We start from the raw sequence: 25054 nt of genomic DNA on the forward strand, positions 1-25054 counted from the left end.
TTATTGAGATTGTTATCGAGGGGCAAGCCCGTTCCTACAGGGCCCGGTGGGAGCGGGCTTGCCCCGCGAAAGCCTGTCTCAAACTAGAGACAAACAACCTCAAGAAACAAATAATATCCATATATTTCAATGGCTTAGGTTTTTGGCACGATTCCCGCTATCTCCTGCAACCCAACAAAAACAAGATGCACCCAAGGAGACACTCGATGAGTGTGATCATCGCCCTGGCAGCCCTCGCGCTGCTGATGCTGGCTGCCTACCGTGGTTATAGCGTTATCCTCTTCGCCCCCATCGCCGCCCTCGGCGCGGTACTGCTCACCGACCCTTCTGCCGTGGCCCCGGCCTTCACCGGCGTGTTCATGGAAAAGATGGTCGGCTTTATCAAGCTGTACTTTCCGGTGTTCCTGCTCGGTGCCGTGTTCGGCAAACTGATCGAGCTGTCCGGATTCTCCCGCTCGATCGTCGCCGCCGCCATCCGCCTGCTCGGCACCCGTCAGGCCATGCTGGTGATCGTGCTGGTCTGTGCACTGCTGACCTACGGCGGCGTGTCACTGTTCGTGGTGGTGTTTGCGGTCTATCCGTTTGCTGCCGAGATGTTCCGCCAGAGCAATATCCCCAAGCGCCTGATCCCGGCGACCATCGCCCTGGGTGCGTTTTCCTTCACTATGGATGCCTTGCCCGGCACCCCGCAGATCCAGAACATTATCCCCAGCACCTTCTTCAACACCACCGCCTGGGCGGCGCCCTGGCTGGGTTTGATCGGCACCCTGTTCGTGTTCTGCACCGGCATGCTGTACCTGCAGCGCCAGCGCAACAAGGCCCAACGCGCCGGCGAAGGCTACGGTTCAGACCTGCGCAACGAGCCGGAAACCGCCGCCGACCTGAAACTGCCCAACCCGCTGCTGGCGCTCTCGCCACTGCTGCTGGTGGGCGTGATGAACCTGCTGTTCACCCACTGGATTCCCGCCTGGTACGGCAAGACCCACAGCCTCAGCCTGCCGGGCATGACCGCGCCGGTACAGACCGATATCGCCAAGCTCACCGCCATCTGGGCGGTCGAGGCGGCGCTGCTGCTGGGCATTTTGCTGGTGCTGGTGGCCGGCTTTGGCGCGATCAGGCATCGCTTGGCCGAAGGCAGTAAAAGTGCGGTCAGCGGCGCACTGCTGGCGGCGATGAACACCGCCTCGGAATACGGCTTCGGCGCGGTGATCGCCTCGTTACCAGGCTTTCTGGTGCTGGCCGATGCCTTGCGCGCGATCCCCAATCCGCTGGTCAATGAAGCGATTACCGTGACCTTGCTGGCCGGCATCACCGGTTCTGCGTCCGGTGGCATGAGTATCGCCCTGGCAGCGATGTCCGACAGTTTCATCGCCGCCGCCAATGCCGCCAATATTCCGCTTGAAGTGCTGCACCGCGTAGCGGCCATGGCCAGTGGCGGCATGGACACCCTGCCGCACAACGGCGCGGTCATCACCCTGCTGGCAGTCACTGGCCTGACCCACCGCGAGGCCTACAAGGACATTTTCGGCATTACTCTGATCAAGACCCTGGCCGTGTTCGTGGTCATCGCCACCTTCTATGCTACCGGCATCGTTTAAGGAGCTACTCATGCAACTCAAAGGCAAAACAGCAGTGGTTACCGGCTCCACCAGCGGCATCGGCCTGGGTATTGCCCAGGTGTTGGCCAACGCCGGCGCCAACCTGATCCTCAACGGCTTCGGCGACGCCAGTGCGGCCATCGCCGAGGTCGCCCGCCACGGTACCCGGGTCGGTCATCACCCGGCCGATCTTGGTGATGTGAAACAGATCGAAGACCTGTTCGCTTACGCCGAGCGGGACTTTGGCGGCGTCGACATTCTGGTCAACAACGCCGGCATCCAGCACGTCGCCGCCGTCGAAGATTTCCCGGTGGAACGCTGGGACTCGATCATCGCCATCAACCTGTCAGCGGTGTTCCATGGCACCCGTCTGGTACTGCCAGGCATGCGCCAGAAAAACTGGGGCCGGATCGTCAACATTGCCTCGGTGCATGGCCAGGTCGGCTCCACTGGCAAGGCGGCTTACGTTGCCGCCAAACACGGAGTGGTCGGGCTGACCAAAGTGGTGGGCCTGGAAACCGCCACCAGCAACATCACCTGCAATGCTATTTGTCCGGGCTGGGTACTGACGCCGTTGGTACAAAAGCAGATTGATGACCGCGCCGCCAAGGGCATTGATGCACAACAAGCGCAGCACGATCTGCTCGCCGAGAAGCAGCCGTCATTGGCCTTTGTCACTCCCGAACATCTGGGTGAGCTGGTATTGTTCCTCTGTAGCGAGGCTGGCAGTCAGGTTCGTGGAGCCGCCTGGAACATCGATGGCGGCTGGCTGGCCCAATGACGGGCGGCCCGGGATCTGGCTGCGGCATCGTCTTTTTTACCTGCAAGGAGGCCTTATGCGCCCAATCCCTTTCACTGCGCTGCTCACCCTGACCCTGGCTGCCGGTACGTCCGTACAGGCCGCCAGCCTCAAGGATGTCGCGCCCTATCCCGAGGTCGAAAAAGGCTTTACCCGCCAGGTCATCCACCTGCCTAAGCAAGCCGATGAGTCGGCGTTCAAACTGGAAGTCCTGGCCGGCAAGCAACTGCTGGTCGACTGCAACCGCCAGCGCCTGGGTGGCACCCTCGAAGAGAAAAACCTCGAAGGCTGGGGCTACAACTACTACCGCCTGGAAAAAGTCATGGGCCCGGCTTCGACGCTGATGGCCTGCCCGGACAACACCAAGAAAGAAGCTTTCGTGCCGGTAGTCGGTGACGGTTTCCTGCTGCGTTACAACAGCAAGCTGCCCGTCGTGGTCTATGTACCTGAAGGCGTTGAAGTGCGTTACCGCATCTGGTCGGCCTCTGACGACGTGAAGAAAGCTACAGTGGAATAAAGGGTTCGGCACAAGAGGAACGCGGCATGAACCAAGTGCTCTGGCGCCCGAGCGAGGCGCGTATTCAGGCCAGTCGCATGGATGCCTTTCGCCGTGAGATCAACCGCAAGTACGGTCTGACCTTGACCGACTACGAGCAGTTGCATCGCTGGAGCATCGACCAGCGTGCCGCGTTCTGGCAGACCCTTGCCGATTTCTTCCGGGTGCGCTGGCATCAGCCTGCCGCCCGAGTCCTCGACGAAGGCCCGCAGATGCCCGATGCGCGCTGGTTCGCCGGTGCCACACTTAACTTCGCCGAACACCTGCTGCGTCGCCGCGATGCACATCCGGCGTTGGTCGCCGTGCGTGAAGATGGCGAGCGGCGAATCATCACCCATGCCGAGCTGGCCGCACAGGTTGCAGGCCTGCAGCGGAGTTTCCAGGCAGCAGGCATTGGCGTTGGCGATCGCGTGGCGGCCTGCATGCCCAACACCTGGCAAACTCTGGTGGCCATGCTCGCCTGTACCAGCCTGGGGGCCATCTGGTCCTGCTCCTCACCGGAGTTCGGCACCCACGGCATCATTGACCGCTTCGGCCAGATCGAGCCCAAGCTGCTGATAGTCTGTGGCGGTTATCAATACGCCGGCAAAAACATCGACCAGGTCGACAAAATCAACGAAGTGCTGGCGCAGCTGCCCAGCCTTGAACACTTGCTGGTAGTGCCGTACAGCCGTGCCGGTACGCGCACCGACGAATTTCACAGTACTGCCCGCGTCAGTCTGTGGGACGACTTCTATCAAGCCGGTGGTGAACCGCAGTTCACCCCGCTGCCCTTCGACCACCCGCTGTACATTCTTTACTCCAGCGGCACCACGGGCGTGCCCAAGTGCATCGTGCACAGTGCCGGCGGTGTGTTGCTGCAGCACATAAAGGAACACGGCCTGCACAACGACCTGGGCACGGACGACGTGCTGTTCTACTACACCACCTGCGGCTGGATGATGTGGAACTGGCTGGTCAGTGGCCTAGCGGTAGGCGCCACACTGGTGCTCTACGACGGCTCGCCCCTGCATCCCGGCCCCGAGCGTTTGCTCGACCTGATCGACAGCGAACGGATCAGCGCCTTCGGTACCAGCGCCAAGTACCTGGCGGCGCTGGAACATGCGCATATCCAGCCACGCCTGAGTCATCGCCTGGACTCGCTCAAGCTGTTGCTGTCTACCGGCTCGCCGCTGTCGCCAGAAAGCTATGACTACGTGTACCACGAGTTCAAGGCCGATCTGTGCCTGGCCTCGATGTCTGGCGGTACCGACATCTGTTCCTGTTTTGTCATCGGCAACCCGGTGCTGCCGGTGCGGCGCGGGCAGATCCAGTGCAAGAGCCTGGGCATGGCCGTGGAAGTCTGGAACGATGACGGTCATGCCCTGGTTGGCGAAAAAGGCGAGCTGGTCTGCACCCGGCATTTCCCGGCACTGCCTCTGGGCTTCTGGAACGACCCGCAGTCCGAGCGCTTCCATGCCGCCTATTTCAGCCAGTTCCCGGGTATATGGGCCCAGGGCGACTATGCCGAACAGACGCCTGAAGGCGGCATGATCATTCACGGCCGCTCGGACGCGGTGCTCAATCCCGGCGGCGTGCGTATCGGCACCGCAGAAATCTACCGCCAGGTAGAGAAGATCGACGAGGTGCTGGAGAGCGTTGCCATTGGCCAACGCTGGCAAAACGATGTACGCGTGGTGCTGTTCGTGCGTTTGCGTGAAGGCCTGCAACTGGATGAAACCCTGCAGAGGCGGATTCGCCAGGTGATCCGCACTAACACCACCCCACGCCATGTACCGGCAGTGATCGCTGCGGTCAGCGATATCCCGCGCACCATCAGCGGCAAGATCGTAGAACTGGCGATTCGCAACGTGGTGCATGGCGAGCCGGTGAAAAACACCGACGCCCTGGCCAACCCCGAGGCCCTCGAACAATTTCGTGACCGCCCGGAGCTGCGTGATCAGGCATAATGCGCGGTTTTAGCGTTTTGCGAAGGTACCTCGAGATGAAAGCACAGGCCCGGCATATTCTGGTCAAGACCGCCGAAGAAGCCGAACAGCTCAAGCAACGGATCGCCAAAGGCGAGGCGTTCGACGTGCTGGCCAAGAAGTACTCGACCTGCCCGTCGGGCAAGCGCGGAGGTGACCTGGGCGAAGTGCGTCCGGGGCAGATGGTCGGCGCTATCGACCAGGTGATTTTCAAGAAACCGCTGCGCGTCGTGCACGGTCCGATCAAGAGCAAGTTCGGCTATCACCTGGTCCAGGTGTTCTACCGCGACTAAAGGCTATCGTTGCGTCGCCCGGCGTGGAGCTGGCGCTGATCAGCCAGGTTGTTGCGCAAGCCGACGATCAGGTTGGAAATCGCCCGGCTACTGGTCAGCTGTTCGGCGCTGATACCGGTCACCAGCAAGTCGACCCGCTCGCAACTGCGATCGAACACCTTGACGGTCAACGAACGGTCGGCAGCCTGGGTGCACTGGCAGCGAGTAGGTAAGAAACTGCTTTCGATGATGTTGCGCAATTCCAGGGTCGAGAGCATCGGTACATCTCCTTGGCAGATGGCGGACAGCAGTTCCGGTGTGCCCGGTCCAGCTATAAGCCTAGGATATGTCCCCGACAGCCTCAGATCCTTTCTCTATAAGCACCAACCGCCACACTAGGCCCGGCGCGCCGCCAACAGACCGAGCCCGGCGCAACCGAGCAGCGTCGCACTGACCCGGTTGAACAAGCGCCGTGGCCCCGGCTGATTGAACCAGCGCTGCAGATAGGCGCCAAGCCAGGCATAGATCGCAATCGCCAGCCACTCCAGGACCAGGAACAAACCGCCCAGCCAGGCAAACTGCTCGGAAACCGGCATAGGGCTGGAAACCTGGACAAACTGCGGCAGGAACGCGGTGAAGATCAGTATCGCCTTGGGATTGCCGGCGGCGACCAGAAACTCCTGACGTGCCAGACGCAGCGTACCGGCGGCCTGGCGCTCGGCACTGACACTCGCAGCAGCCACCGGTGCGTGCCACAGTTGCCAGGCGATGTAGAACAGATAGGCGGCGCCGAGCAGCTTGATGGTCAGAAACAGGTACTCGCTGGTATGCAGCACCACCGCCAGCCCCATGGCCGCCAGCACGATCATCCCGGCAAACGCCAGCAAGCGCCCGACGCCGGCCACACAGGCAATGCGCAGGCCGTAGCGGCTGGCATTGTTCAGTGACAACAGGTTGTTCGGCCCCGGCGCCATGTTCAGCGCGAAACAGGCAGGAACGAACAGTGCGAGTAAAGAAAGGTCCATCGGGGTTCTCCGGCAGCTTGGACCGGCAGATTCGGGTCAGAAGCGTTCAAGCGTCAAGGTACAGTTGGGCAAAAAAATTGGTTTTTCACGGAATTCCGGGGGGTATGGTCCTTGGGATGGATTGTTGGGGCTGTGAGCTTATCCAGTTGGTGTGGCGACGCTGCCGGCCCCTTCCGCCTTTACGGCGGCCTACTTTCCTCTTGGGGAAAGTAGGCAAAGCCGCCTGCTCCTGCATACGGCCCTACGCTGCGCTCCGGGTCCCTTCGCTTCGGTGCCCTCCAGGGGCATCGCGGCCTACGACTTGCTTCGCCAAGTCTACGGCTCGCGAACTTCGGCTTTGGCCGAAGGGTGCTGCGCACCAGCCCCCTCCAGACACCTCCGCTCAGCCTCCTGAAGTCGCAAAGTTACGGATGGCGTCTGCACTGGCGCATCTTCGAAATTTGATTCTGGCGGAGCCAGGATGCCATCGCGGGGCAAGCCCGCTCCCACCGGGTTAATTGGTCGCCCGGTGGGAGCGGGCTTGCCCCGCGATATCGACCCGCCAGTTACATCGCATCGCGGGAAATCCCGCTTCAAAGTCTTGATCTTCATGCACGCAAGTGCAGGCGCCGCAGACTGCGACTTCAGGAGGCTGAGCGGAGGTGCCTGTAGGGGCCAGTGCGTAGCACCTTCGGCGTAGCCGAAGAACGCGAGCCGTAGACTTGGCGAAGCAAGTCGTAGGCCGCGTGGCCCCGGAAGGTGCCGGAGCGAAGGGACCCGGAGCGCAGCGTAGGGCCGGATGCAGGAGCAAGCGGTTTTGGTTCCTTTTGCCAAGACAAAAGGGACCCGCCGTAAAGGCGGAAGGGGCCGCCAGCATCGCCGCACAGAATGGATAAGCTCGCCGTCTCAACATCCCAACCCAACCCAACTAGGGCAGCAGCCTGTTCAGCGATACAGGCCAGGGGCAAACCCGACTGTGACTGATTGCATTGGCCGTGACGGTGATCATTCAGCCGTTGTGGCGTTGACCAGGCTGAGCGTGTCCAGCGCCAACAGGCTGAAATGGCCACGGGACCAGCCACCGGTATCGATATGCCAGATATTGCCCAGCACGCGCATTGCCTGAAGGGGGGTGTGACCCACGATCAATGCGCGCAGGCCGGCAATCGGCCGCTCATCATCCACTTGCAGCCGACGCCGCGACCACTGGCAATAGTCCTGAAGCTCGAACGCTGGCTGCGTCTGCAGTTGCTCGCACAACTCGGACCAGCTGGCACAAGGGCAATCGGCGTGTACCAGACCGACCAGCCCGGCGGACGTCTCGACCTGAAGCGCCAACGGCATGCGCGCAAAGCGCTCGGCGAAACGTGCCTGCTCGCTGGCGGGCAGGTCAAGAAACCAGCCGCCGCCCGCCGCCCGGTACTGACCGTAATCCAGCCAGCCACCGCTGACATGCGTCACCGCCAGCGCCTCATGATTGCCTTGCACCGCGTGGAACCAGGGTTGTTCCAGCCAGTGCAACGCCTGCGGGCACTCCGGGCCGCGGTCCACCAGGTCACCGACGCTGAACAAGCGATCGACGTCGGGATCGAAACCGATGGCCGCCAGTTGCGCCAGCAGACGCTGGAAATGACCGTGAATATCACCCACGGCATAATCGCGTCCCCGCTCGTTGATGGCAAACCGCTCAACCCTGCTCAAGCTGTTCTCTCCTGACCCGCCAGCCTTGGCAGGGGTACAATAAAAGCTGTGCAGACACCTGCACCTGGAGGTGAATCATGCGCCCTGCCCTGACCTTTGTCGCCCTGAGCCTGCTGGCTTCAAGCAGTCTGGCTCAAACGCCACCAGCCGGCCCGGTCGAGGTCAACTACGACAAACCCGAACACTTTCGTGATGCCAGCCTCGACTCCAATGGCTATGAGCGCGGCGCCGACGAGCATGTCATGAAAGAGCTGCGCAGTTATCTGCAGACACTGGGCAAGCGCTATCTGCCACCCGGCCAGACCCTGCGCATCGACATCCGCGACATCGACCTGGCCGGCCGCTACGAACCCTGGCACGCCCAGGCCTACACGATACGTTTCATGCGCGACATCACCTGGCCCAGTATTGACCTGCACTACGTACTCTCGCAACAAGGTCAGCTGTTAAACCAGGCCGATGCTCACCTGACAGACAAGTTCTACCTGCAGCGTCCAGGCCGTAGTGCCACCAGCGACCGGCTGTATGCGGAAAAAGCCATGCTCGAAGAGTGGTTCCGCAAGCAGTTTGCCGTACAGCACCAGACTTCTTCCTGAACTGATCGGCTCGCCTGGCAGTCTGAACCTGTGTGAACTGTGCAGAGGATGATTCCAATGGTCACTCACTACAAGGTCGCCGGCCACCTGGCTTGCGGCCACCACGGCAATAACCTGATTTCGACCCGCGAACTCAATCGCGTCAAGTGCCGCAGTTGTCGCAACACCGATGCCTACAAGGACGCCCGTCGCGAACAACGCAACGCCGCTCGCCGCGCCGCGCGCAAGGCCAAGGCGCAACATGCCGCCAACGACTGGCGCAGCGCCTGGATCGAACGCCTGAGCGCCCTGCCCGGATTACAGCGCCTACCCCGCGGCTTTCACGGTCAGGCCTTCGTCTGACCCTGGCCGCGTAGCAGCTTGCCTGCGGCGGTGGGTGCAATAAAGTGGTGAAGCGGCACCACAGCCACCGCCCGGGCACTGCATTGAACTATCCTCAACGCGTTGACACGAGCGTGCTGTACTCGCGTCGTCATGGCTGGTTTTATTCCTCTCGGGAGAACCGTTATGAAGTATTTGGCAGCGTTAATCATCGCATTGACCATGGGCGGCAGCGTTTTTGCCTCCGAGTGCGATGACAAGATCAAAGAACTCGAAGGCATCGATCAATCGGCGGGCCAGGCACTTGGCGGCGGCAAGGTCGAAGAGTTTCGCAAGCTGCTGGAGCAAGCCAAGCAAGCGCAGAAAGACGGGGACGAGGCGCTGTGCAATTCCTCGGCAGAACGTGCGCTCGGGATCTACAAGGTAGGACGCAGCAAGTAAGCGCGCCGATGCACCTTTGCAAACCGCGAGGCGTATCACGTCCCGCGGTGCAAGGCTGCCCATCAGAGGTAGCGCAAATCAGGTCCTGAACTTCGACACCATCGCATTGAGTTCCACCGCCAGGCGTGAAAGATCCTGGCTGGCGGCGCTGGTCTGGTTGGCACCTGCCGATGTCTGGGTCGAAAGGTCGCGTATGTTCACCAGGTTACGATCCACTTCCCGGGCGACCTGCGCCTGCTCTTCGGAAGCCGAGGCGATCACCAGATTGCGTTCGTTGATCGAGGAGATCGAACTGGCGATCACTTCCAGTGCGTCACCTGCGGCTTGAGCCACCTGCAGGGTATTGTTGGCGCGGTTCTGGCTGCTGTGTATGGCGCCGACCGCCCGCTCCGAGCCGGACTGTATGCCGCCGATCATCTGCCCGATTTCCTTGGTCGACTCTTGGGTCCGATGGGCCAGCGCGCGCACTTCGTCAGCGACCACCGCAAAACCACGCCCGGCGTCGCCAGCGCGGGCGGCCTCGATGGCAGCGTTGAGGGCCAGCAGGTTGGTTTGATCGGCAATGGCACCGATCACATCCAGCACCTGGCCAATTTCGTTGACCTGGCTGGCCAGTTGTTCAATTTCTTCCGAGGTGACCGTCACATCGCCGGCCAACAGGCGGATCGACTCCAGCGCCTGCTTGACCTGATCGCGGCCCTGCAGGGTGGTCTGATCGGCCATCTGGGAGGCATCGGCGGTGCTCGACGCATTGCTCGCCACCTCTTCAACGGCGGCAGTCATCTGGTTCACAGCCGTCGCCGCCTGATCGATCTCGGCGCTCTGCTGGTGCAGGCCGCGGCTGGTGTCTTCGGTCACTGCGTGCAGTTCTTCCGACGCCGAGGCCAACTGGTCAGACGCGCTGGATATCTGCCGGATCGTGTCGCGCAGGCTGTGTTGCATCGTGCGCAGCGAAGTCAGGAGCATGGCCGGTTCGTCGTGGCCGGTAACGTGGATTTCCTGGGTCAGCTCGCCCGCTGCTACGCGCTGGGCCACCTCCACCGCGTCGGCCATGGGGGCGACGATGCTACGGGTCAGCAAGATGGCAATGATCGTCATCAGCAGCAGAATGATCACCAGCGCGGCCAGCACTACCGTCACCGCCTCGGTGAACGCTTCGCTGCTGTGCTGCGCGGCGGCGTAGGCACCCTCTGAGTTGAACTGGATCAGAGCCGTCAGCGCGTTCAGCATCGTATCGGCATGTTCGGCAAGCGGGCCGTTGACCAGGCGATCAGCCTCTTCCAGCTCCCCGCTTGCTACCGCAGCGACGATCTGTGCTTGCAGAGCGGAGTAGCGTTGGAACTGAGCGAAGAAATGCTCATAGAGTTCACGGTCCTTCGCCAGCGTAATGGTCTTTTCGTAAGCACTCAGCTGATCGGGCAGCGTCTTGTTGACCGCGGCAAGACGATCGAGGGTGCTCTGGCGAACACTGGCGTCATTGCGCAACACGCTGCGCAAGGTGAGCGCTCGCCCTCTGCCCAGGCTGGTACCGACATCCCCAAGGGCGATGATCGCCGGCAGCCAGTCTTCCCGGATGCCATCGGTGGCGGCGTCCATCTGATTGGCCTGAAACAACGCGACCATCCCCATGATCACAACCAGCACCGCCAGAAATATGAATGTGCATCCCGCTCGCATGCCTATTTTCAAGTTCCGCAACTGCATGACTTACTCCCTAACAAGGTCCACAACGGCTAGATGCCCAAAGTGATATCATAATGACATCACGCAGATCTATTCGGATGGTTGTAAGTCATAAAAGATCACAGTCGCAGGCAAGCACTCCCCGTTACGCAACACGCTCGAGCGTATCCACCGCGCCTTTCTTGCGCCCCCTGCTCCAGCGCATCAGGGCGATCTGAACCCCCTTGTTCCAGCAATAGGCCACCACGACGCCACCCACGATGGCGAGAACCACCGCGAGCACCGGCTGATCGCTGATGCGCCGGGCCACGGAGTGGAACTGGAAATGCGTGAGATAGATGTACAGGGTTGACGAGGCGATCACTGCGCCCGCTCGCGCGATAGGGCCAGGCACAGGAACGGACCTGACCCAGATCAGCGCAAGGAGCGCAGGCAGGGCGATATCGATGTGTTTTCTCAGCATAAATTCGTCCCAGCCAAGCTCGGCGACAGTCATCAGCTCCAGCCCGCCGACGATCAGAACAGCCATGGCACTGGCGCCCCACTTCTGCGCCGTTGTCTCGGCGTAATGAACGGCCATGCCGAGCACCATAACCGCCAGGTAGTGCTGTGGCACCCGGTTGTACAACGGCGCGGCGTCGAATACGAACAGCTTGAGCAGCGCATCCGCCGCCAGCAGAGCGCATGCGGCCACGACCAGACAACGAAACGGATCGGCGCTGATTATTGTGCGCACTCGCTTGAACGACAGGACCAGCCCGATGATCAGGATCATCTGCACCAGCACTTCGATGTACCAATAGTGAAAGATGCCGACACGATCCGTTTGAAACCAGTTGGAAATCAGCAACAGCGATTGCCAGCGCAGCTTGTCGAACAGCACCTGAATCAGCACGGTGTAGAGAATGGTCGGCACCGCGATGCTGGCAACGGATTTGAGCAGCATGCGCGCGTCACCGCGTTCTTCGATGGCCTGGAACTGAAAGCGTGCCAGGCTGATGCCGGAGATCAGGAACAGCACCGTCGTCTCGCCGCTGATCAGCCAATTGGAAAACACATGCAAGTGCCCGACGACAATCAGGATGATCGAGGTAACCCGCAGGAACACCGGAACTTCCATGGCCCGCAGAGACCACTTCGAAGGCCTGGGTTGGTTCGCCAGTTCGGCGAATTCCCGTACCGGGGTGACTTCCCAGCGATCCGGCAAATGGCCGATCAGCTCTTCCAGCACCATCGAAGCCTGGACAAAGGACAGAGAATCACCGCCCAGTTCGACGAAGCTGAGGTTGGCATCGACATCCCGTACCTGGAGTATCTGCGCCCAGGCCTCGGTCAGTTTCAGCGTCAACGGGGACAGGTCCTGACGGGTACTGGCAGCGCTTGCAGCCGTATTGTCGAACGGCGCAGGCAAGGCCCGCTTGTCGATCTTGCCATTGGGCGTCAGCGGTATGGCTTCGAGGAAAGCGAATATTGCCGGCACCATGTAGTCCGGCAGTTGGCCTGCGAGCGCCTCTCGCAATTGAGCCGTCGACACGGACTGTTCTGACACGCAATAGGCGACCAGCCTCACCATCGCGCTGTCATGGTTGGCCAGCACAACACATTGCTTGATCTGCGGATGGCGGACGATTGTGCTTTCGATTTCAGCCAGTTCGATCCGGTGGCCGCGGATCTTCACCTGACTGTCAGCGCGCCCCAGAAAACTGACACTGCCATCTGCAAGGTAGGTACCAAGGTCGCCGGTCCGGTAACAGATGTCGTTCGCGGCACCGGTAAACGGGTTGACCACGAATTTTTCCCCAGTCAGCGCTGCATCACCCCAGTAGCCCAGAGACAGATAGGGGCTGCGGATCAGGATTTCCCCGACTTCGCCTTCACTGACCAGTTGATTGGCATCATTGACGATCAGCAATTGCGCGCTATCGATGCCCTTGCCTAGCGGGATTCTGGTGTTATCGGCGTGCTCATCGACCTGATGGAACGCCATGGCCTGAGGGGTTTCCGTGGTGCCGTAGAAGTTCACACTGACGGCATCCGGAGCAATTTCGCGCATCTGTTCGTACAGCGTCTGACTGAGCGCATCGCCGCCCCAGAACAGATAGCGCAGGTGATTGAATGCCAGTGCATTGATCCGCGCACCGGTTTCAATCAGTTTGCCCAGCGGCGGCGTGAGGTGGATGACCGAGACCGCATGGCGCTGTATCCAGTCCGCCAGGGCCGAAGGGTTGGTCAGGGTCGCCTGGGTCGGACAGATGATCTTCGCGCCGATCGACAGCGGCGTGAACACATCCCGGTACACCGGATCATGCCCCAGCCCCGAAAGCAGGGAAAAGCAGTCGTCGCGGGTAAAACCATGACGACTGACATGCCATTCGATGAAATGCACCAGTGGCGCGTGATGGGTCACGATCCCCTTGGGTTCGCCGGTGCTGCCTGAGGTGAAGGTGATATAGGCCGGCTCGCCGGGGTCGATTTCGGGCAGTACGGTTTGCTCACCGGCAAATTGCTGCAGCGCTTCGTCGGGCGCTTCCGCCACCCTGACGACCTGCGGCGCCGCATGGTCTGCACCCGGCGCCGGATGTGCGAGATTGAACTCGGCCCTGGCGTCCCCACACAGCAACACAAAGGCAGGTTCAAGTGTGCTGATGATCTGGCTGACACGGGCAGGCGGATAAGCGACATCGGCAATGGTGAAGGTCAATCCGGCGCGCAACGCGCCGAGCATGGCATACACCAGGCCCGCACAGCGGCTTGAGACAATCACCACCCGCCCGGATCGGCTGGCGCCGCTTGCGCTCAAGAACGCAGCGATACCCTGACTGATCCGATCAAGCTGGCGATAGCTGCAGGTAACGTCCTGGGCAATGATGGCCGTTGCATCAGGCGAATGTTTTGCCTGTTGCAGAAAGTCGTGGAATATCGGGCGCTCGGCACGATACTCCAGGCTCAGCGTCGGGATTGGGCGCAGATCCGGCATGTGTTTGTTTGCTCCGCAGGGTCGGTACGTGGCTAACAGCGAAACCCGGTAGTCCAGCACAGTGATTGCCGCTGGATGATAGGTGAACGCTAGTGCACGCCGGCCGCGGGCGCCAATGCTGAGGTCAGGTATTTGGTGGGTTGTAAGTGTTGGTTTGAATTAACACAACACAGGAGAGTTCAAGCACCTGGACGACTACCTGCACAGTGCCTCATCCGGCCTGGCATGCCGCCCCCTGATCCATGTGCTCGCATCAAAGGCCGAGCCTTTAGCCTTGGCCATCCTGCACAGTGACCCTCACGCCCGTAGCCACAATTTCGTACTCAGTTTCGGAAATCTTGTTCACGGCACCACCGAACTGCATTTCGAAATGCTTCAGGCCTTCATGTCGAATCATGCCATTTGACGAGCGCTCAACGGTTTCATCCTGATAGATGTTAATCACGTAGTTCACATTATCAGTGCCAACTCCAACTATTTTTCCAACATATTTATCTGCCATGTCCGAACTCCTTGCGTGAATCCTCAAAGTAGCTGGTACAGCCAGATCAATCCACAGCATTGATCAGTCCAGTCCCCGGTTGTGGACGGCCGTCACCCCCACAGCGCCCGAGCAGCCCGACCAATCGAGGAGGCGGCACTCGATGCCACCGGTCGCTTCGCTGAATGCTTTGTTGCAACCAACCAAGCAGGTAGCTACTACTAAAGTCTTACCTGGGGAGGTACGAAATATGCAATCAAGATTTGTTATCGTTCCGGCTGTGCCCATCGAAGAACAATCTTTCCGATCGGGGGTCCGCTTCTACGCCACAACCGTATCGGGCGGCTTTGACATTTACGACAACACCAAGAAGCTGCGACTCAAACCGAGCTATCCGAGCAGGGCAGAAGCAGAAGAACAGTGCAGGGAGATGAACGCTGAATTCAGTTGGTGCACCAGCTAAGGCAATCCAGCGAAGCAAGATGCCCGCGCAACGAAGCGGCGTATGCGCGAACCGTGGCGCTGGCTACTGCTTGCGCCGCTCTACCCCGCCTGGGCTGTACCGGCAATCTTTCAAGTATTGCTCATGAGATCAAGCTGTCGCTCGAGCTGATTCTGCAGTGCAGCCGCAACAGCATGCTGTTGAAGCTGCATGAAGGAGGAGAAAGGTTAATTCAGCCAGATGGCCACCTTTTTTGTAATGACAGGACGCGGGTTTGTGTTGGGGTCATACTCGTTTGCGATCCATTCCTTCATGGCGTCTGCATCAAGCAACCGACCTTGGCCCAATGACGCTTCCACTTCTGCATCCAATGCATATGGCCCGCAGGTGGCACACACGGCTGAATAGGGCCCGTCGGGTTCCGTCAGATCCTGCGCAGCATCGAGCCTGCAGATTTTGCATATCAGCTGATACATAGCAACGCTCCAAGCTTTCTCCCCTTTAACTGTAGTTGACTGCTACGAGGAATCCCCATGTCCACAGAAAACCGATCCAGTAATAGCGAACAGATGGTCAGCTAATTGCTCGCCTTGCCTGTTTTGCGGCGGCAACGACCTGCAAATCATGGAATGAAGTTAAAAGTTGCCGTCGCGCTCTGCTGCCTCCTTGGCGCCCCGAGCATTGCTTTCGCCCAATTACCTCAATCCCAAACCCCATACCGACTGCCACAAGTGACCGAGTCGTAAACGGCTTGTACTTCGGGATGCAACGCTTCTATTACAACGAAGAACAAGTTCGGACCATCCCGTACGAGCTTTATGCAAGGCAGAGTGAGCGAGTGGGCTATGTAGAGCTCTGGGACGATGAAAGCTCTGGATCAATGCATGTAAAAATCATTGATGACAATACTCTGGTAGTTTTCAACGACGCAAAAGAGAGCGACGAAAAGGACCGCCTCATATACAAAAAAGTAGCGCAGTTCGAAAAGAACCCTCAAAAAATTACTCCGCCTGTTTCCGACTCCTGATCCTGATGAACGTGAAGACGATGTTCGGCAGCATCATGATGATCAGCATCCCCCAGAAGCCAACATAACCGGCTTCGTGCAAGAAGGCGCCCAGCGCAATAAAAACCACCGTTAGCAAGAACCGCAGCGACAAGAATTTCTCTAGACCTCTCACCCTACCCCCTTAAATTCATTAACAAACTACCCACGATTCTACAGCCTGTGCCGCGGGCATGGAGAGCTATTGCCATGACGAAATTACTGTTGACGGCCAGCCGCTAGACCGCACAAACACGAAGCATCACCGGGTGATTCTGCTGAACGATCGGGCGATCCAGGCTCTGGGCAAAGCCCGCCGCCTGGCCGATCTTCGTCGGGTGGCTTCAAAATCGACCACTCCGGCCAGCCCATTTGTGCTTCAACCGGGAAAAGGCGGGATGTGGATCAGAGCGCCAAGTGGTACAATCGCGCCTTTCAAGCTCGCGCTCACGGCGCTGAGCATCCGTGAACGTCGTCAGTACGACACGCGCCACACCTACGCAACCATGTGCCTTATGGCTGGGATGAACCTCGCGTTCATCGCGAACCAGCTCGGCCATAGCGTCGAGATGTTGCTCTCTACTTACGCAAAATGGATCAGCTCCTCCTCGGATTGGAGGGAGCTGGAGAAGCTGCCGGCTTGAGTCTGATTGGCCCAAAATCGGCCCAAAACAGACGACGGCACCTAAACACACCTCTGGAACCCCCGCAGGATAAGCACTTGATTTCTACCGCTAACATCACCATGCTGTCTAGCACGGGCGTTTGCGGGTGCCGAAGCGTTGGATTCATTGGGCTAAATCCCCCATAGCCACCCACCAAAACGCATGTATTGGTATCAAAATTGGTATCACTTGCCGTGCTGTTTTTCGGCGTTCTGCCGACCGAACACAACCCCCCTCCTCCTGCAGCTCGTCACCCCGAGCTAGTCAGATTCGGCCTGCCTCGATTACTGCATATTCAAACAGTATTTGTAGGTGGCACCGTGATCATCGACGACGACAGCTTTTCGCTGGGCATGCCCACGCCCATGGAGATGCTTGAGCAACACGCTCTCCTGCTCCAGGGAGAGAACGAGCAGCTGCAGCACGACCTTTCCCGGGCGCGGAAGAACATCGAGAAGCTGGTGGCGATCAACCAGGGTCAGACCGAGCAGATCATTCAACTGAAAAGCAGCGTCGAGCGACTTACCTGGGATATGTCCAGGCTCCACGTAGAGAACACTGTACGAATGAACAAGCAGCTGGGCGGCTGCTCGTCGACATGGGGCGGGCAGCCACCGGGGCCGCATCAGGCTAGCCAGGGTGAGCTCAAACAAGCGGATGTATCGGCCCTCCAAAAATCCGTAGCTGATACTCCTGAGCTTCCGCCATGAGCGAAACCGCCCAAAGCCCAAGGCGCTGTATTTCCTCCGGTGAAGCGTAGCTTCTGGCCGCGTTGTGGCGGTTATCACATCTCGAAAGGCAGTTATAGCTATTGTTTCGCTAATGTGCCGAGTACTAATGTGCCAAATAGAAGGACCTGTTAATAATCTTAGAAATTGCACATCAAAGGGACTTGCGCGTGAAAAATACATTTTATAAGCTTTTTAAAAAGCCGTTTTTTGGTCGATTTTCAAAACCGTGGCGATGGCCAGAATCTGTTGACCAAACTCAATGGACGCGGCTTAGCATTGTAAGTCAATCCGGCGCAAACATCTCTGCTTTGTTGGCGCCTGCACACACGCCAAACGCCAAAGGCGCCATATTAATGGTCCATCCCATGGGTACTATCGCCAAGGGATTCTGGATGAAATATGGACACGCTGAAATGTTACGCGAGGCCGGCTACCACATTATGGTGTTTGATTTAAATGGTTTCGGCGAAAGCACTTCTACTACAATGGACTTCCCACTTGATGTGTTAGCAGCAGGACAAGCACTAGAAAGATGTCATCCTGACTTACCAATTGCAGTATTTGGTGCATCTATGGGCGCTGCAATGTCAGTTTGCGCCATGACACAGCCAACGCACCCATTTAAAGCCGCAATTCTAGAGTCTGCATTTCCGACACTTTTACACTTTTGGTCCCGTTACCCAATCCCTAAACTTGGAATACAGCTATCCAAACTTATATATCCTGCTGGCGAGCTTAGACTGCGCCCCACGAAAGCTGCACAAAACTTGGCGGGCACCCCTACAACCTTACTTATATATAGCGATGCTGATGAGCTCACTCCAGTAAAGGATGGAATGCTGCTAAGAGAGGCGCTCGATAAAAAAACCAAAACATTGTTCTGGCAAGCAACTAAAGGCGCTCACACCCACGCATTTGCAGCAAACCCTGACGAATATAAAAAAAGGGTATTAGAATTCCTGGACTTATACCTACCCAATAATTAACCAAGGGCATTCTCACCACTTACCTCAAGAGCTAACATGAGCTTTTGGGCGTTATCAATACAGCTTGCTCGAACAATTCGCCTATAGTTAATGTTTCAGAGCAATGGGGCAAGGAAGGATGCAAAGGAGAATTAATCGGTTGTCAGTGGAGTGGATGCATAGGCCAACCGAGGGCGCGGCGCTGGTACTCGTGAACTGCTTCGAACAGTGACTCTGCCTCCAGCCGCAAGCGCTCCACTTCCTCCACAGGTGTAAGGGAGTCCCGAGCTTCGTGGTAACGGCGAAGTGCATCCATTGCCTGCTGCACAAGCGGCTCACCGGTAGCAATCTTCTCTTCCAGGTCGTTCATACCCTGCTCCCTGCTATTTGATCAGGGCAGTATGGACGGCCGTACACCTGACCAGGGCCGCCTCATCACGATAGACGCACAGGCCTCTGACCAGCACCCTCGCAAAACCAATCCTCAGCCTCCCTGCATTCAATTTTAGTCCCATTCCTATTTGTTTCATTTTTGGCGCTGATAGCATCTCTTCCAACTATAGGGAATGTCATGCGGCTAGCCAGATAGTTAGCAATGCGCCGGCCGCTACGATGCAAAAGGTAAAGTTATGAACATGGGTTCGCTGATCAGATCAGTACTGACCGCCGCGGCATTGTGGAGCATGGCCGCATCAGCCATGGCAGTCACCTGCAAATATGAAAGTATCGAGCCGCCTGATGGGATAATGCCGCTGCAGATTTCGGCGATCACCGTAGGCCGGGATGTGCCGCTGGGAACGGAGTTGTTTCGCCAGACCTTCATGGTCATTGCAGGCCAGAGGTCTACAGTGATTTGTGAATTCGCGCCATTCCAAAGATGGTTCGAGTACACCGTCAACGCCGTATATCCCAAGGCCAACTGGTCAACGGGCCCTTACGCCAACAAGGTCTACAAGACCGATATCCCTGGTATAGGGGTGGTGTTCAAGAATGAACTGGACGGTGTGCTGCCAATGACCACGTCTAAAAACCCTGTCGGTTGTGCTCCGGGCTCTCCATCATGTGCCAATACCTGTACTGCGGGCCACCACTGTGTCCAGGCCGTATCGCGTGAAAAGTCCTCCTTCGAACTGATCCTAATCAAGATCGGCGATGTCAGCCCCGGTGTTCTTCGGGGCAACCGCTTGCCTCGACTCACGCTGGAGGGCTACTTTGGTGACGCGCGGATGTTGCTCTACAGGGTGGGCCATTCGGGGAGTATTAAAATCGTAGCGAACACCTGCAAAACTCCCGATGTCGTGGTACCGATGGGTACGCATCTGAGCAAAACCTTTACCAGGGTGGGCAGCGCCAGCGACTGGAAAGACTTCAACATTGCCTTGAACAACTGCCCAGCCTTTCATGGCATCTACGCTGAGAGCAGTTCAAGCTGGATTTCACAAGGGGGCGAAGATCCGGGTGGTGATGGCTACCCTGGATACCCTACTCAGAACAAGCTGCAGCTGCGCATCGATCCGGCTCGTCCTGCGATCAATGCCGGAAATGGGGTGCTTAGCCTTGACCCAAGTGGTTCCAGCACCGCACCCGCAGCAACAGGTATTGGCGTGCAGATCGCCGACGGCTACGGCATCCCACTGCCGCTGGCGACGGTGCGCGACTCCAATGTTTATTTGCGTGACTATGAGTCCAGCTACACCATCCCCTTGCGCGCCCGGTATCTGCAGACATCAAGCAAAGTCACACCAGGCCCAGCCAATGCATCGGCAGTTTTCACCCTGTCCTATCAGTAATTAGGGAAGGCACAGAAAGGTGATGCAGCGCTCGCCATCGATCGGAGATCTCTGCAGTTCGTCACCCTGAGCTGGTCAGAATTGGCTTGCCTCAAATACTGTATATAAAAACAGTATTGGTAGGTGACACCGTGATCATCGACGACGACAGCTTTTCGCTGGGCATGCCCACGCCCATGGAAATGCTTGAGCAGCATGCTCTTCTGCTCCAGGGAGAGAACGAGCAGCTACAGCACGACCTTTCCCGGGCGCGGAAGAACATCGAGAAGCTGGTGGCGATCAATCAGGATCAGGCCGAGCACATCACCCAGCTGAATGACAGGATCAAACGGCTTAGCTCGGATGTGTCTAGGCTTCACGTAGAAAACGCTGCGCTGATGAACAAGCAGCTGGGCGGCTGCTCACCGACATGGGGCGGGAAACCGCCCTAGCCATGGGGATGTATCGGCCCGCCAAACATCCGTAGTTGATACTCCTGAGCCTCAGCCATGAGCGAAACCGCCCGAAGCCCAAGGCGCTCCACCTCTTCCGGTGAAGCGCGACCTTTGGCCCCGTTGTATCGGCGAAGCGCATCCAGTGCTTGTTCCATCAACAGTTCTGCCGTTGCCATTGCGCTGGTCGAACCCTTCATTTCCCTGGCCTCTGATGGCGCTGCTTTCGCGAAGTTGAGAGATTGTCAGTGGAGAGGATGCGCAGGCCTGCCAAGAGCGCGGTGCTGATACTCATGAACCGCCTCAAACAGGGACTCAGCCTCAAGCCGCAGGCGCTCCACCTCCTCCGCTGGCGTAAGAGAGTCCCGAGCCTCGTGGTAACGACGAAGTGCATCCATTGCCTGCTGCATCAGTGGCTCTCCAGCGGCGATCTTCTCTTCCAGATCCTTCATGCCCTGCTCCCTGTTATTTTCCCAGGCAGTATAGGTGAGCTCGCACGCCGGGCCGGCTTTCCGAGCCAGGTCGCACAAATTCTGACTTACTGGTTTCGACCTACACTGATTTCAGCGAGGTGCGAGTTGCACACGCGCCGAGGGAGGTCACATGAACGACAAACAGTTTGAATTCCATCTTGAGGAGTTCAGGCAGCTGAAGGCCGAGATCTCCGCACTTCTAGCCAGAATTGGTTTTTTGTTCAGAAACTCCATCATCGCCAGCTCCGTCTTATATGCCTGGCTTCTCTCTAAAGTCGGTGGGTTTTCAGGAAGCAATGATTGCATTGCCTTTCCGAAAGATATGGCGGCCTTCGCCATTTGGATCCCCCCAGCTTTCGTAGGTGCATCGTTTGCCTTTGGAATACTCACCTACCTCCACGTCGTTGCGGTTGGAAAATACTTGCGTAAATGCGAGTGCGCACTTGGAGTCGATGGACTGGGATGGGAGAAATTTTGGTCAGAAAAGCGTCCTTACCTGACAATTGGCCTCACGCTGATTTGGATTCTGCTATTGGCGAGTAGTGTTTTCGTAAGCTACCAAATGCGACAGAAGCTGGAGCCCCTTCCAAATTGCCCTAATCCGAAAATTTCCCTAGAACTTCCGAATCTTTTCACCACTGGTGTAGAAGTTGATAGCAGGCATATACAGTTCCCAGCAGTGGTCCTTCACTTGAAAGATCATTTGACCAGGGAAGAATAGGACATCTCGCAAGCCAGGCCGGCTATTCGGGCTCGGTCATAAGCTTTCGCCAATTCTCCCGCTCGAGCGTCAGCCCGTGCGAGCAGGTCGGAGAGCACCATGGCGGCGCGGGTGGCAGCCCATCGACATGGGGCGGGAATCCACCGGAGCCGCATCACAACTAACCATGGTGAGCTCAATCAAGTGGATGAATCGGTCCGCCAAACATCCGCAGCTGATACTCCTGAGCTTCCGCCATGAGCGAAACCGCCCAAAGCCCAAGGCGTTCCACCTCCTCCGGAGAAGCGTGGCCTTTGGCCTCGTTATATCGGCGCAGCGCGGCCATAGCTTGCTCCATCAACAGTTCCGCCGTCGCTGCCTCATTTGTCGAACCCTTCATTTCCCTGGCCTCTGATGGTGCTCTTCGCTTTCGCGGAGTTGCGACGTTGTCAGTGGAGTGGATGCACAGGCCAACCGAGGGCGCGGCGCTGATACTCATGGACAGCTTCAAACAAGGACTCAGCCTCTAGGCGCAACCGCTCCACTTCCTCCACTGGCGTAAGAGAATCCCGAGCCTCGTGGTAACGGCGAAGCGCATCCATTGCCTGCTGCATCAGCGGCTCGCCGGCGGCGATCTTTTCTTCCAGGTCATCCATGATCCAGCTCCCTGTTATCTGGTCAGGGCAGTATAGGATTCAAGTAATTGGAGTGCCCATTCCTTCATGCAAACGGCAGCTATCGGCCAAAAGCGGACGTTCCTTCTCAACGGCTTTCAAGATCCAACCTGAGGCATAATCTGATCGTAAACGGGCCAGAAAATAGCAATCATATGGACATGCACACCTCATGCGGGCTGATCGAAATAGTTGACGAGCCTACTTACTCGTTTAATTCCACTGACAACGCACAGCCCTATGCTCTCGAGATCCTCCTTACGGACAAGTCGATCACGTCTATCCATGGTGTGAAATTAAATGGAGTCAGCATCCTGGTAATTGGTGCTGGGGGAGGATGCACCGCAATCCATAAGCATTCGGTACTCGTGCTCGACGACAAGCTCTATTTGGCCGTCGGCGACCACATCGCCTGTTTGTCGCTAGAGCTTCCCTATCAGCTTCTCTGGTCCGTTCAGGTCGACAGCGCAACGTGCTTTGGCATCCACTATGAAAACCAACAAGGTGCTCTCCTTTCACACGGCGAACTGGAGATTACTCGCCTGTCCATGGATGGCGTCATAATCTGGCAAGTCTCTGGCGCAGACATATTCTCTGAAAATTTTTGCTTAACCGCGGATTACATCGAGGCCGTTGATTTCAACATGTCTATCTATCGGTTTGATTACGTGACGGGTGAACTACTTCATGATTAGCAGCCTCTTCGGCCGTCCGCTTAGGGTCGGTAGCGGTCATACGGGAACGGCTGCTTCCGACCCAAAGCAGCCTTTCATCAACAGCTAGAATCGGCGACCAGGCTCCTGAGATAGGCAGTCAAATCACGAAACGGTTTTCGCCATCTCAGATGTATTCGCCCAGCCCAGTCCTTCATACACCGGCTTGCCGGCCTTGGTCGCGTGTAGTACGGCAAAACTCATTCCGCGTTGCGCAAATTCGGCTTCAGCCAACTTCATCAGGGTTGAAGCCAGGCCCCGGCGCCGGTAAGCAGGTTCGACGAAAACATTTAGCACATAGCCGCGCTGGTCTAAGGCCGGATGGGACGGATGAGGTGGCCAGTCGATATTCATCAGACCTATCGCCGCCACAGGCTGCCCCGTGTCCATCAGCGCAAAACCGTAGTAGCGGCCATCGAATAGGCGCTGGTGCAACCAGGGCCGGAAGTGCTCAGTCATCACCCGCAACTCCGATGGGTCTCCTCCCGCCTCAAGGAACATCGTTTCACGGTGCACACAAATGATCTCACGGTCATTTGGCCCTAGCCGACGGGCCGTCAAGCCTGGAAAATCGATGTTGCCGGGAATATCTTTCATCGTATGCACCTGGACGGAGCGGCCGATGGTAGGGCGGTCAATAGGAGAATGTTAGACACAGATTGAATAAAAACGCGCCATACAGCGATCGCGGCGCACGCATCCGCTCTTCAACGGATACGCTACGACTTCAACGCTGGTCATGGCATATACGCCCTAGAGCGTAGCTAAGCACTCCGAAGCTGTTGACCGGGACGACATTGTTGGATGATTGTTTTTGACCGCTTTTGGCCGATTGCTTCCTTTCGCCACCGGCAGCTTTGGGTCGAAAGCGGCCACTCATGAACGGCCGCTATCGACCCAAAGCTGCCCTTCATGCAGGGCAGCAATGAGTCATCAGTTGAAAAAGTCGGATTTTCAGCTCGCCAGAACTCTGGCATGAATTCCACGCGTAGCGTGGGAACGATCAAACTCGATCAAAACTGCTTTGGTGCGCTGGCGATGCGCTGATACTTACGCAACTGCCGGTTAATGCTGCGGATATCCAGAAAAAATATCTCTGCGCTACGCCAGAGCAGCATCCACGCGGTGACGGTAACGACTCCCACAGGGATGGTGCCTTCAATTCCCAGAGCCGTTCCCGCCAGCACCAAGGCTAGTGCCAAGCCCAGGAGTGTCAGCGCTACCAGCCGTTGGGTGCGGATATCCCCTCTGAGTTGTTCGCTCTTTTCCGCAAAGGTATTGCTGATGGCTTGTTGCAGGCGTTCTTGCTCATCTTCCGGGCAGCGAATGTGCAGACACAGTTCGGGGTGGTACCAGGCGCTATCAGACAGGTAGTCCACCAACTCGGGGCTTAGCTTGGGGTTGTCCGGCGAGGCAAACGGATTGAGGTAATCGCGGGTGATCGTCAGATCGATTTTTTGAGTCATAACGAACCTTAACCTGGTTGAGCGGTGGGCTGAGGCTTTCGTGTTCGAGGTAAAGCTAGTCGCAAGACAGATGCTTTGCCTGATTGGCAGTAGCACGCGCTGTTGCAGGAGCGGGTTTATCCGGGATGCGTTGGCTGAATATGCGCCGCGACCGTCTAGCATCAGTGCTGATTGTTATCACGTTTTGTTTGAGGGACAGGCAGCGGGCGGCGCATGCTCGGAAAAGGGCTAGAAGCAGCTTTGGGTCGATAGCGCTCATTCGCGACCGTACGCTATCGACCCAAAGCGTCCGTTCGCCACAGGCAGCAAACGGCCAGAAGCAGCCCGTGGACGGAGCGATAGCAAATGAGTAGCTATGCTTGGTCTACTGCCGGAACTGATTGAGCAGATTGGGCTTTCGGTCCATGGTGTATAACCCCCCTTCAGTGGTCGTCCGACTGTCACATTGCCCGGCCTAGTCAGGGATAGACGACAGAACAAGGAATGTTATCCACCAGGCCCGTGGTGGGGTCTATTTAGAGTTAGACCGCAGTAATCGATCCACTCACAGGAGGAACAAGATT

General features: G+C 57.8%; 30 protein-coding genes and 1 pseudogene. 17 read left to right on the forward strand and 14 right to left on the reverse strand.

Annotation, left to right across the window (positions count from 1 at the left end):
• Window positions 1-206: 206 nt before the first annotated feature.
• The 5 genes from ACVI9W_RS00105 to ACVI9W_RS00125 are packed head-to-tail and all read left to right on the forward strand — an operon-like array spanning window position 207 to window position 5213.
• Window positions 207-1598: a GntP family permease gene (locus ACVI9W_RS00105; RefSeq protein WP_461528750.1), complete on the forward strand. Its 1392-nt coding sequence runs from the start codon at window positions 207-209 to the stop codon at window positions 1596-1598.
• 10 nt (window positions 1599-1608) lie between these two features.
• On the forward strand, window positions 1609-2379 hold the full coding sequence (hbdH, locus tag ACVI9W_RS00110; RefSeq protein WP_461528751.1) for a 3-hydroxybutyrate dehydrogenase: 771 nt from the start codon (window positions 1609-1611) through the stop codon (window positions 2377-2379).
• A gap of 55 nt (window positions 2380-2434) precedes the next feature.
• On the forward strand, window positions 2435-2914 hold the full coding sequence (gene eco / locus ACVI9W_RS00115; protein WP_461528752.1) for a serine protease inhibitor ecotin: 480 nt from the start codon (window positions 2435-2437) through the stop codon (window positions 2912-2914).
• Window positions 2915-2940: 26 nt separating this feature from the next.
• Window positions 2941-4902: an acetoacetate--CoA ligase gene (locus ACVI9W_RS00120; protein WP_461528753.1), complete on the forward strand. Its 1962-nt coding sequence runs from the start codon at window positions 2941-2943 to the stop codon at window positions 4900-4902.
• Window positions 4903-4937: 35 nt separating this feature from the next.
• Window positions 4938-5213 carry a peptidylprolyl isomerase gene (locus tag ACVI9W_RS00125; RefSeq protein WP_038611202.1) on the forward strand — a complete coding sequence of 92 codons (276 nt, stop codon included), beginning with the start codon at window positions 4938-4940 and terminating at the stop codon, window positions 5211-5213.
• Here the strand turns inward: ACVI9W_RS00125 and ACVI9W_RS00130 are convergent.
• From ACVI9W_RS00130 to ACVI9W_RS00140, 3 genes are all read right to left on the reverse strand, one after another.
• On the reverse strand, window positions 5210-5470 hold the full coding sequence (locus ACVI9W_RS00130) for a DUF1652 domain-containing protein (RefSeq protein WP_157192702.1): 261 nt from the start codon (window positions 5468-5470) through the stop codon (window positions 5210-5212). The genes ACVI9W_RS00125 and ACVI9W_RS00130 overlap by 4 nt on opposite strands.
• 117 nt (window positions 5471-5587) lie before the next feature.
• Complete coding sequence (locus ACVI9W_RS00135; RefSeq protein ID WP_038611206.1) at window positions 5588-6217, reverse strand: LysE family translocator; 630 nt, start codon at window positions 6215-6217, stop codon at window positions 5588-5590.
• Between the two features lie 984 nt (window positions 6218-7201).
• The gene (locus ACVI9W_RS00140; RefSeq protein WP_461528754.1) at window positions 7202-7897 is read right to left on the reverse strand and encodes a metallophosphoesterase; all 696 of its coding nucleotides are present in this window, start codon (window positions 7895-7897) and stop codon (window positions 7202-7204) included.
• A 77-nt stretch (window positions 7898-7974) separates the two neighbouring features.
• Here ACVI9W_RS00140 and ACVI9W_RS00145 point away from each other — a divergent pair, with 77 nt between their 5' ends.
• The 3 genes from ACVI9W_RS00145 (at window position 7975) to ACVI9W_RS00155 (ending at window position 9255) form a co-directional block, all read left to right on the forward strand.
• Window positions 7975-8493 (forward strand): DUF3016 domain-containing protein, encoded by a 519-nt coding sequence (locus tag ACVI9W_RS00145; RefSeq protein ID WP_461528755.1) that lies wholly within the window; start codon window positions 7975-7977, stop codon window positions 8491-8493.
• A gap of 57 nt (window positions 8494-8550) precedes the next feature.
• Window positions 8551-8835 (forward strand): hypothetical protein, encoded by a 285-nt coding sequence (locus ACVI9W_RS00150; protein WP_461528756.1) that lies wholly within the window; start codon window positions 8551-8553, stop codon window positions 8833-8835.
• A gap of 165 nt (window positions 8836-9000) precedes the next feature.
• Complete coding sequence (locus ACVI9W_RS00155) at window positions 9001-9255, forward strand: hypothetical protein (RefSeq protein WP_461528757.1); 255 nt, start codon at window positions 9001-9003, stop codon at window positions 9253-9255.
• Between the two features lie 78 nt (window positions 9256-9333).
• Here ACVI9W_RS00155 and ACVI9W_RS00160 read toward each other — a convergent pair whose 3' ends face one another.
• The 3 genes from ACVI9W_RS00160 to ACVI9W_RS00170 all read right to left on the reverse strand — a co-directional run bounded on the left by ACVI9W_RS00160 (window position 9334) and on the right by ACVI9W_RS00170 (window position 14417).
• Window positions 9334-10959, reverse strand: a complete 1626-nt coding sequence (locus ACVI9W_RS00160; RefSeq protein ID WP_461528758.1) for a methyl-accepting chemotaxis protein — start codon at window positions 10957-10959, stop codon at window positions 9334-9336.
• A gap of 124 nt (window positions 10960-11083) precedes the next feature.
• On the reverse strand, window positions 11084-13915 hold the full coding sequence (locus ACVI9W_RS00165; RefSeq protein ID WP_461528759.1) for an amino acid adenylation domain-containing protein: 2832 nt from the start codon (window positions 13913-13915) through the stop codon (window positions 11084-11086).
• Between the two features lie 268 nt (window positions 13916-14183).
• On the reverse strand, window positions 14184-14417 hold the full coding sequence (locus ACVI9W_RS00170) for a hypothetical protein (protein ID WP_461528760.1): 234 nt from the start codon (window positions 14415-14417) through the stop codon (window positions 14184-14186).
• Window positions 14418-14646: 229 nt separating this feature from the next.
• Here ACVI9W_RS00170 and ACVI9W_RS00175 point away from each other — a divergent pair, with 229 nt between their 5' ends.
• Window positions 14647-14859 (forward strand): hypothetical protein, encoded by a 213-nt coding sequence (locus ACVI9W_RS00175; RefSeq protein WP_422419085.1) that lies wholly within the window; start codon window positions 14647-14649, stop codon window positions 14857-14859.
• Between the two features lie 206 nt (window positions 14860-15065).
• Here the strand turns inward: ACVI9W_RS00175 and ACVI9W_RS00180 are convergent, their stop codons facing one another.
• On the reverse strand, window positions 15066-15314 hold the full coding sequence (locus tag ACVI9W_RS00180) for a hypothetical protein (protein ID WP_461528761.1): 249 nt from the start codon (window positions 15312-15314) through the stop codon (window positions 15066-15068).
• 287 nt (window positions 15315-15601) lie between these two features.
• Between ACVI9W_RS00180 and ACVI9W_RS00185 the strand changes: the two genes are divergently transcribed.
• The 4 genes from ACVI9W_RS00185 to ACVI9W_RS00200 all read left to right on the forward strand — a co-directional run bounded on the left by ACVI9W_RS00185 (window position 15602) and on the right by ACVI9W_RS00200 (window position 18265).
• On the forward strand, window positions 15602-15865 hold the full coding sequence (locus tag ACVI9W_RS00185; RefSeq protein WP_461528762.1) for a hypothetical protein: 264 nt from the start codon (window positions 15602-15604) through the stop codon (window positions 15863-15865).
• Window positions 15866-16152: 287 nt separating this feature from the next.
• Complete coding sequence (locus ACVI9W_RS00190; protein ID WP_461531768.1) at window positions 16153-16527, forward strand: site-specific integrase; 375 nt, start codon at window positions 16153-16155, stop codon at window positions 16525-16527.
• A gap of 341 nt (window positions 16528-16868) precedes the next feature.
• Window positions 16869-17258 carry a hypothetical protein gene (locus ACVI9W_RS00195; protein WP_461528763.1) on the forward strand — a complete coding sequence of 130 codons (390 nt, stop codon included), beginning with the start codon at window positions 16869-16871 and terminating at the stop codon, window positions 17256-17258.
• 188 nt (window positions 17259-17446) lie between these two features.
• The gene (locus tag ACVI9W_RS00200) at window positions 17447-18265 is read left to right on the forward strand and encodes an alpha/beta hydrolase family protein (protein ID WP_461528764.1); all 819 of its coding nucleotides are present in this window, start codon (window positions 17447-17449) and stop codon (window positions 18263-18265) included.
• Window positions 18266-18407: 142 nt separating this feature from the next.
• Here ACVI9W_RS00200 and ACVI9W_RS00205 read toward each other — a convergent pair whose 3' ends face one another.
• Window positions 18408-18614 carry a hypothetical protein gene (locus ACVI9W_RS00205; protein ID WP_461528765.1) on the reverse strand — a complete coding sequence of 69 codons (207 nt, stop codon included), beginning with the start codon at window positions 18612-18614 and terminating at the stop codon, window positions 18408-18410.
• 265 nt (window positions 18615-18879) lie between these two features.
• Here ACVI9W_RS00205 and ACVI9W_RS00210 point away from each other — a divergent pair, with 265 nt between their 5' ends.
• Together ACVI9W_RS00210 and ACVI9W_RS00215 are read left to right on the forward strand one after the other, a co-directional pair.
• Window positions 18880-20034 (forward strand): fimbrial protein, encoded by a 1155-nt coding sequence (locus ACVI9W_RS00210; RefSeq protein ID WP_461528766.1) that lies wholly within the window; start codon window positions 18880-18882, stop codon window positions 20032-20034.
• Between the two features lie 131 nt (window positions 20035-20165).
• A complete protein-coding gene (locus ACVI9W_RS00215) occupies window positions 20166-20465 on the forward strand; it encodes a hypothetical protein (protein ID WP_461528767.1) in 300 nt (99 codons plus the stop codon).
• A gap of 245 nt (window positions 20466-20710) precedes the next feature.
• Here ACVI9W_RS00215 and ACVI9W_RS00220 read toward each other — a convergent pair whose 3' ends face one another.
• Window positions 20711-20917 (reverse strand): hypothetical protein, encoded by a 207-nt coding sequence (locus ACVI9W_RS00220; RefSeq protein WP_461528768.1) that lies wholly within the window; start codon window positions 20915-20917, stop codon window positions 20711-20713.
• Between the two features lie 151 nt (window positions 20918-21068).
• Here ACVI9W_RS00220 and ACVI9W_RS00225 point away from each other — a divergent pair, with 151 nt between their 5' ends.
• On the forward strand, window positions 21069-21659 hold the full coding sequence (locus tag ACVI9W_RS00225) for a hypothetical protein (RefSeq protein ID WP_461528769.1): 591 nt from the start codon (window positions 21069-21071) through the stop codon (window positions 21657-21659).
• Here ACVI9W_RS00225 and ACVI9W_RS00230 read toward each other — a convergent pair.
• The 3 genes and pseudogenes from ACVI9W_RS00230 to ACVI9W_RS00240 form a co-directional block, all read right to left on the reverse strand.
• Window positions 21638-21778, reverse strand: a pseudogene (locus ACVI9W_RS00230) (DUF2514 family protein); the annotation flags it as partial. The gene ACVI9W_RS00225 and the pseudogene ACVI9W_RS00230 overlap by 22 nt on opposite strands.
• 56 nt (window positions 21779-21834) lie before the next feature.
• The gene (locus ACVI9W_RS00235) at window positions 21835-21984 is read right to left on the reverse strand and encodes a hypothetical protein (protein ID WP_461528770.1); all 150 of its coding nucleotides are present in this window, start codon (window positions 21982-21984) and stop codon (window positions 21835-21837) included.
• Between the two features lie 103 nt (window positions 21985-22087).
• Window positions 22088-22294, reverse strand: coding sequence for a hypothetical protein (locus ACVI9W_RS00240; RefSeq protein WP_461528771.1), 207 nt, complete (start codon window positions 22292-22294; stop codon window positions 22088-22090).
• A gap of 173 nt (window positions 22295-22467) precedes the next feature.
• Here ACVI9W_RS00240 and ACVI9W_RS00245 point away from each other — a divergent pair, with 173 nt between their 5' ends.
• Window positions 22468-23007, forward strand: a complete 540-nt coding sequence (locus tag ACVI9W_RS00245; RefSeq protein ID WP_342622622.1) for a hypothetical protein — start codon at window positions 22468-22470, stop codon at window positions 23005-23007.
• A 123-nt stretch (window positions 23008-23130) separates the two neighbouring features.
• On the opposite strand, the gene ACVI9W_RS00250 is transcribed toward ACVI9W_RS00245, so the two are convergent.
• Together ACVI9W_RS00250 and ACVI9W_RS00255 are read right to left on the reverse strand one after the other, a co-directional pair.
• Entirely contained in the window at window positions 23131-23622 is a 492-nt protein-coding gene (locus tag ACVI9W_RS00250) for a GNAT family N-acetyltransferase (RefSeq protein ID WP_461528772.1), read from the reverse strand.
• A gap of 416 nt (window positions 23623-24038) precedes the next feature.
• Window positions 24039-24491 (reverse strand): hypothetical protein, encoded by a 453-nt coding sequence (locus ACVI9W_RS00255; RefSeq protein ID WP_191832965.1) that lies wholly within the window; start codon window positions 24489-24491, stop codon window positions 24039-24041.
• Window positions 24492-25054 lie beyond the last annotated feature (563 nt).

This window comes from Pseudomonas sp. 210_17 TE3656, from assembly GCF_054821965.1.